This is a genomic window from Halodesulfovibrio spirochaetisodalis (assembly GCF_001672295.1).
In the GTDB taxonomy this organism is placed as follows: Bacteria; Desulfobacterota; Desulfovibrionia; order Desulfovibrionales; family Desulfovibrionaceae; genus Halodesulfovibrio; species Halodesulfovibrio spirochaetisodalis.
Genome location: NZ_JXMS01000004.1, coordinates 177,326 through 184,990, shown reverse-complemented (window position 1 = coordinate 184,990; position 7,665 = coordinate 177,326). Strand labels below are relative to the sequence as shown.

Below are 7,665 nucleotides of genomic sequence, written 5' to 3'. Positions count from 1 at the left end.
TGTTTGATACTCTTTTTCGTATTGATCTTATGTAAAAAAGTCTACATAGTTCCGGCGAAGAAATAGGATTAATGGCTAGTTGGCCTTACGCGAAAGAAGTTCGGACTACTTGCAGATTTTTTGGAGTATGGATCTTGTTTGTATGCGCGAGAGTACTCGCCATTCTTTCATATAAAGAGAGGGGCTCTTGAAAAAAACAGAAAATATGAAGTACTTGAAAGCGTATGAGAAAATACGTGATTTAATACTTTCTGGAAAAAAATTGCCGGGAACCAGATTGGTTCTTGCTGATCTGGAAGCTGAGCTCCAAATAGGACGCGGAGCCTTAAGAGAGGCGCTGTTGCGGTTGGACAGATCTGGACTTGTGCGGAACATTCCATATAAAGGGGCGGTCGTCGCAAGCCCACCAAAGCAGAAAGAAATTGAGTATATTTATAAAATGCGGGCTGATATTGAAGTCGAGCTTGCTTTAGTTGCAATGGAACGTATGGATGACTCGGACTTTACCGAGCTTGAGAATATATACGGTGAAATGGTGAAGCTTAAGTCTACTAATGAGGGCTTTTTTGCACTCGATCGTCAGTTCCATTTGTATATTGCTGAGAAGTCGGACATGTCGCACTTGTACTCAGTTCTTGAAAAGTTACTTGAGTTCATCGAAATGTTCTTGAGTTTATACCAGTACAAATCGAATGATTGTGTACGGTTTAATGAAGAACATGCACAGATTGTTTCTGCACTGCGTGAGAAGAATGCCGAGGTGTTGGCAGAAGTGTTGAGCGCCAATATCCGAGGTGGGCTTGGACTTGTGGGAGAAGCATACGACAGAATTCGGTGTTCAACTGAATAGAAATAGCTAAAAGAGGGGGCTGTTGCTCAGCCTTTTCATTGCGTTAGCGTAATAAGAAAAGCCGCTTAGAAAACTAAGCGGCTTTTTTGGTGTGTTCATTTCATCGTAGCGATTAGGAATCGCACAGTACGGAGACAGCACACGCTCCCGGGCCACTGTAGCAGCCAAGAACAGGTGCAGCCTGCAGTTCAAATTCAATGTCTGAATGAAATTCTTTTTTAATCATCTCTGCAAGGCGTTTTGCTTTGTCAGGTGCTTCTACGTGTGTGATGGCAAAGCGAAGATTGGTTTTGCCTTTCACACGCTGTTTGAGCAGCTTGATGAGACGCGCTTCAGAATGGCGAACGCCGAAACATTTAGCAGCAATGGCGCACAGCCCTTCATTGCGTGTAGCAAATTCAATGACTGGCTTGATGTTGAGTAGTTTGGCAATTGTACCGATGTTTTTGCTCAAACGTCCGCCGCGTACGGCAAAGTCTACGGTGTCCATTGCAACGAGTACAAAGACGTTTTTACGCATTGCTTCAACGCGTTCTGCAATTTCTTTAGCGCCGAGACCTTGCTTTGCAAGCTTTGCAGCCTCAAGAGTTACCAGACCAAGACCGCCTGTTACGGTGTATGTGTCGATGGCATGAGGATCATCAAGGATGGAAGCCCCCATGTTTTTAGAAGACTGGTAGGTTCCGCTATGCACTGCCATAACGTGCAGTGCCAGCACTTCTTCGTAGTTTGCTTTCAGTGACTCGTAGAGTGCTTTGTAGTGCCCCGGGGAAGGCTGAGATGTCTTTACAGACTTTGACTCCGGAAGCATCTTATTAAATTTTTCTGTGGAGATATCAACTTTATCCAGCAGTTCCTTATCATCTATATATAATTTGAGAGGAGCAACGTGGATGTCGTATTTTTTCAGCAATTCATCCGGCAGGTCGCAGGTTGAGTCGGTAAGAATGCCGGTGCGCTGTTCTTTGGTTGTCAGAAGGTTTCGATGCTGCTCAAGCATGTCTTCTTTTTTCTGATGGGAAACTTCGCCGTATTCTGCAGCAAGTTCGAAAACGGTTTCAGGTTCGTTTGTGTGAACATGTACTCGGGCTTTTGCAGAAGTCCCTGCAACTACGAGAGAATCACCAAGTGCACCGATCTCTCTGCGCAACGCTTCAAGATCGATGTTCTCGCCGGTCACCATACATTCTGTACAGAAAGAGTAGGTAAGGCTTTCAACGGCAACACGGTCATGAACAGCCTGAGAAGGCTCTGGGATGATGCTTTGCTCTTCTTGACGGTCAAGGCTGCCACGTTCTGTAAAGTCAACAATACCCTCAAGCAGGTATACAAAGCCAAGAGCGCCGGCATCAACAACATCAGCAGCTTTCAGGGAAGCAAGTTTTTCTTTTGTTGCCAAAACAGACTGCTTTGCATGCTCAAGGGAGTCATACAGCAGGTCGTGAAAGTTGTTGTAGTTGTGATGGTTTGCGGAAAGATGATCTGACCAGTCGCGGATAACTGTCAGAATTGTTCCTTCTTTTGGTTCGGAGATAGCTTCAAGAGCACGACGGGATGCATTGGAAGCCGCATCGGAAAAGTCTTTCAGCGTAACACGCTGCAAGTCTTTAACGCCTTCGGAAAAGCCGCAAAGAAATTGCGCAAGAATAACGCCGGAGTTACCGCGGGCACCTAGCAGGGCGCTTTCTGCAATAATCTCACTCATTTTCCCGATGGACTGGTCAAGTGCATGGGCAGATTTTTTGACGACATTATCCATGGTTCCAGCCATGTTGCTTCCAGTATCTCCGTCTGGAACCGGAAAGACGTTAATGTCGTTAAGGTGTCCATGCTTTTCAATGAGACGTTTCGCAGCAGCGTTAACAACTCGTTTGAAGCGAATACCGTCTAAATATTGAATTCTTGTAGATGATGACTTCAAGCTTATCTCCTTAAGCAGCCTTGTATAAAGCGCAATAGCCACCAACCTATAAAGGAGAATCACTGTTTAGGCAAGGTGAACAGTGTTCGCTAACCTGAAAAAACAAGAATTTATCGTTTTGAATTGCCTTGAGATATGCGGTGTCACGGCTGGACATTACAGGTTCAATTGCATACATATGGTCGGTACTGGTCGAGGAGTGTTTTCTTTATTGTTTTGCAAGCTCATAGGGGTACTGCAAAATATTTTTACGCTGTCTTATATCTTGGATAGTTAGACCGGTATCAATGTGAAACTGTACGCTAGGCAACAGGATTTGTCTCGTCAGTTTGCAAGGGGTATGACTCTTTGCTGTGCTTTGTTTTTTTGGTGTTAATTGTTTTGTGATACATGATGTCTGGAGGTTTTTTTGCAGACTCAAGTACTAGTTATCGGTGCGGGTGCAACCGGCACCGGTATTTTCCGCGACTTAGCCCTGAGGGGCGTAGAATGCATGCTCATCGAGCAGCGGGATGTGAACGCCGGAGCATCCGGCGGTAACCACGGACTGCTTCATAGTGGCGCACGTTACGTAGCTACTGACCCGCATTCTGCAAATGAGTGTAAAGTTGAAGGGGACATCATCAAGGAGTTTGCTCCTCACTGCATTGAAAATACAGGCGGTTTGTTTGTAGCAGTGAAAGGTGATGATGAAGAGTACATCAATCAGTTCCCTGTTAACTGTGAAAAAGCTGGAGTACCATGCAGGGAAGTCAGCCCTGAAGAAGCATTGGAACTTGAGCCTAACCTTAACCCTGATGTTATTGCAGCCTATGAAGTAGAAGACGCGTCAATCGACCCGTTCAAGCTTTCCTTGGAAAACGTTGCAGATGCTGAAGCACACGGGGGTGTGTACAAGCGCTACATGCAACTGCTCGGCTTTAACAGAGATGGTGGCAAAATTACCGGCGCCCGCGTGGTTAATACCCGTACCGGTAAAGAATCCGTCATTGAAGCTGAACAGTATGTAAACGCAACAGGTGCATGGGCTGCAAACGTCGCAGAAATGGCAGGTGCCGATATCCGCATGACATATGCGAAAGGCAGCCTGCTTGTAACCCTTTCTCGACTGAACCATCGTGTGATTAACCGGCTGCGTCCTCCAGGAGATGGCGATATTCTCGTTCCTGGCGGTACAGTTTCCGTATTAGGTACCACTTCTGTTCGTGTTGAAGATCTTGATAATGTGGCTCCGTCCATTGATGAGATCAACCGCAACATTGATCAGGGCGCCCAGATGGTACCTGCTTTGGATACTTGCCGTTATGTGCGTGCATATGCCGGTGTTCGTCCTCTTGTTCAGCTTGGTGAATCTTCCAGTGACCGTGCAGCAAGCCGTGGCTATGCTCTCTTTGGTCATGAGGAAGATGGTCTCGATAACTTTATCACCATTACAGGTGGTAAGTTGACTACCTACCGTTTGATGGCAGAGCGTTGTACAGACCTTGTATGTAACCGAATCAAGGTCGATGCTCCGTGTCTTACAGCTGGTAAAGTGCTTCCTGACTACGTGCAGACAGAATGGGCAGAACCGTCCATTTTGACGAAACGTGAATGGATGCGCCGCCATAAGTCTGATGACTATCTGCTGTGTGAATGTGAAATTGTACCGAAAAGTGCTGTTGACGCTATCCTTGATTCCTTCGGTCCGGACGAAAAGCCTCGTATTCAGGCTGTTGGTCTGCGCAGCCGTGTTGGTAAAGGCTCTTGTCAGGGAGCATTTTGTGGTGCGCGTATTGCTGCTCATATGTATGATCGTGACCTTTTTGAAGGTGATGCAGGTCTGGACAGCATGCGTGATTTCCTTTCCAAGCGGTGGAAAGGTCAGCGTCCTATTCTTTGGGACGCGCAGTTCAATCAGGCAGAACTAAAAGAAGCACTGTATTTCGGTCTTCTTAATCTGGAAATGGATTAGAGGGTGATATGAGCACTATGCCAGTCACTGAACGTGATCTTTTTGTAGTAGGTACCGGTATTGCCGGTATGTCCGCCGCTGTGTATGCAGCAAAACGCGGACTGTCTGTCTGTCAGGCAGGCAGCACCGGTGAAATTGTTTTTTCCAGCGGATTGTTCGACGTAATGGGCGTTCATCCGGTTGCTGAGAAAAAACTCTGGGAAAACCCTTGGGAAGCAATGGCTGCTGTGGCTGCCGATATGCCTGACCACCCTTACGCGCATGTGACTCGTGAGGAAGTGGAAAAAGCATACGGTGAGCTGTTTGATTTTCTGTCTGAGTTCGGACTCGAGTACCGGATGGTGAAGGACGCAAACAGCAAAGTTGTTACCCCTATTGGAACAGAAAAAACTACATGGGCTGTTCCGGCTACCATGTGGGCAGGTGTAGAGGCTTTTAAAAACAACACTCCGGCGTTGTTAATTGATTTTGAAGGCCTTCGTGAATTCAGCGCAAAGCAGGTGGCAACAACCCTTGGCGACAAGTGGTCAAACCTGAAGACAATGCGTATTGAGTTCCCTGACTCTGCTTCCATGAAACCTATCCTTACAGGCATCATGGCGCAGGCCATGGAGCTTAAAGAAACCCGTGAAAAATTGTACAGCCTCATCAAACCACATCTTGATGGTGTGGAAGCTGTTGGTGTACCGGCGATTCTCGGGTTGTATACTCCGGGCGAAATTCTTGAAGAAATGGAAAAAGAGCTCGGCGTAAAAGTCTTCGAACTCCCGACTTTACCGGCTTCTGTACCGGGAATGCGTTTGAAGAGCCTTTTTGAAGGAAGAATTAGTACCTTAGGTGTTGATTTGAAGTTACAACATAAGGTATTTTCTATAACCCCGCTCAACGATGGTCGCTATGAAGTGACTTTCGGTGTGCAAGCACCAACAGAGAAAGTGGTTGCCAAAGGCGTTGTGCTTGCTACCGGTCGTTTCCTCGGCGGCGGACTGTTTGCCGACAGACATCACATTGTGGAGACTGTGATGAACCTGCCGGTATCCCAGCCAGCTGACCGTGAAGAGTGGCACCGTACCGACCTGCTTGACCCGCGCGGACATAAAGTAAGTTCTGCCGGTGTTGAGGTCGATTCATCATTCCGTCCAGTCGATGAAAATGGAGAAGTCGTGCACGAGCGTGTATACGCTGTAGGCTCTCTGTTAGCTCATCAGGACTGGATGCGGATGAAATGTGGAACTGGCATTGCGGTTGCTAGTTCACTCCGTGCTGTTGAAGCATTTGTTGCACAGCAGTAAACAAGCTGTTTAGTTTTAATCAGTTTTATTATTAGCCTTACCCTAAAAGTGGAGGATCACTATGGCTAAGTACATTGGCGCTGTTGACCAGGGAACTACAAGCTCACGCTTCATTATTTTTGATAAAAAAGGCCGTATCGTCGGCATGGATCAGAAAGAACATGAGCAGATCTTCCCTAAACCGGGCTGGGTAGAGCACAACCCAATGGAAATTTGGGAAAATACTCAGGAAGTAATTAAGGGTGCTTTACAGAAGTCCGGCCTTAAAGGTTCCGACATCGCTGCTATCGGTATCACTAACCAGCGTGAAACTACCGTTATCTGGGATAGAAATACCGGCAAGCCTTACTACAACGCAATCGTTTGGCAGTGCACCCGTACTGACCAGATTTGTAAAGAGTTGATGGCTGAAGGCGGACAGGATCGTTTCCGTGAGAAAACTGGTCTTCCAATTGCGACCTACTTCTCCGGTCCTAAAATGAAATGGATCATGGATAACGTTCCTGGCGTAAGAGCTGCAGCACGTAAAGGCGACGCTCTTATCGGTACCATGGAAACTTGGATTATCTGGAACCTTACCGGCGGCGCAAAAGGCGGCGCACATGTAACAGACGTATCCAACGCTTCCCGTACTATGCTTATGGATCTTGCTACTCTTGAATGGGACAAAGAAATCCTTGATATCATGGATGTTCCTCAGGAAGCACTTCCACGCATCGTGTCTTCTTCTGACAACGAAACTTGGGGTTCTACCGACGAACATGGCCCTCTTGGTGCTCGTGTTCCTGTTTGCGGCGCGCTGGGTGACCAGCAGGCTGCACTCGTAGGTCAGGCTTGTTTTGATACTGGCGAAGCTAAAAACACATACGGCACCGGTTGCTTTATGCTTCTTAACACCGGTACCAAACCAATTCAGTCTAAGCAGGGTCTTCTTACAACCGTAGGCTACAAATTCGGTAACGAAGAAACTGTATACTGCCTCGAAGGCTCCATTGCGATTGCAGGTGCTCTCATTCAGTGGCTGCGCGACAACCTTAATATCATCAACTCCGCTCCTGAAGTAGAAGCTCTTGCAGCTTCTGTTGAAGACAATGGTGATGTGTATGTTGTTCCTGCATTCCAGGGTCTGTTTGCTCCTTACTGGCGTTCTGACGCTCGTGGTGTAATCGCAGGTCTTACCCGCTTCGCTAATAAAGGTCACATTGCACGTGCTTGTCTTGAAGCTGTTGCATACCAGACCCGTGACGTTCTTGAAGCAATGAACAAAGATTCCGGTGTTGACCTTACTGCACTCAAAGTTGACGGCGGTATGGTAATGAACGAACTGCTCATGCAGTTCCAGTCTGATTGTCTGTGCGTACCGGTTATCCGTCCACAGGTAACAGAAACAACTTGTCTTGGTGCTGCATATGCTGCAGGTCTTGCTGTGGGCTACTGGTCCAGCATTGATGACCTGCGTGCTAACTGGGCTGTTGATAAAACCTGGGATCCTAAACTCAGCAAAGAAGAACGTGAAAAAGGCTACGCTGGTTGGAAGAAAGCTATCGAGCGTACTTTCGACTGGGTTGAATAATTCGTTATTCACCACACGTGACTATAAGCGCACAGGGCATGCCCTGTGCGCTTTTTTTATTGGTTGCAGGTAATA

General features: G+C 47.1%; 5 protein-coding genes. 4 read left to right on the top strand and 1 reads right to left on the bottom strand.

Going from position 1 to position 7,665, the window contains the following annotated elements; genetic code table 11:
- The first annotated feature begins 187 nt into the window (after positions 1 to 187).
- Positions 188 to 850 carry a GntR family transcriptional regulator gene (locus SP90_RS04010; protein WP_066852843.1) on the top strand — a complete coding sequence of 221 codons (663 nt, stop codon included), beginning with the start codon at positions 188 to 190 and terminating at the stop codon, positions 848 to 850.
- A gap of 112 nt (positions 851 to 962) precedes the next feature.
- On the opposite strand, the gene SP90_RS04005 is transcribed toward SP90_RS04010, so the two are convergent.
- Positions 963 to 2,771, bottom strand: a complete 1,809-nt coding sequence (locus SP90_RS04005) for a DegV family protein (RefSeq protein ID WP_066852841.1) — start codon at positions 2,769 to 2,771, stop codon at positions 963 to 965.
- A 409-nt stretch (positions 2,772 to 3,180) separates the two neighbouring features.
- Here SP90_RS04005 and glpA point away from each other — a divergent pair, with 409 nt between their 5' ends.
- The 3 genes from glpA to glpK all read left to right on the top strand — a co-directional run bounded on the left by glpA (position 3,181) and on the right by glpK (position 7,590).
- Positions 3,181 to 4,725 carry an anaerobic glycerol-3-phosphate dehydrogenase subunit GlpA gene (glpA, locus tag SP90_RS04000; protein WP_066852839.1) on the top strand — a complete coding sequence of 515 codons (1,545 nt, stop codon included), beginning with the start codon at positions 3,181 to 3,183 and terminating at the stop codon, positions 4,723 to 4,725.
- An 8-nt stretch (positions 4,726 to 4,733) separates the two neighbouring features.
- Positions 4,734 to 6,017, top strand: a complete 1,284-nt coding sequence (gene glpB, locus SP90_RS03995; protein ID WP_066852837.1) for a glycerol-3-phosphate dehydrogenase subunit GlpB — start codon at positions 4,734 to 4,736, stop codon at positions 6,015 to 6,017.
- A gap of 61 nt (positions 6,018 to 6,078) precedes the next feature.
- Positions 6,079 to 7,590, top strand: a complete 1,512-nt coding sequence (glpK, locus tag SP90_RS03990; RefSeq protein ID WP_066852835.1) for a glycerol kinase GlpK — start codon at positions 6,079 to 6,081, stop codon at positions 7,588 to 7,590.
- Positions 7,591 to 7,665 lie beyond the last annotated feature (75 nt).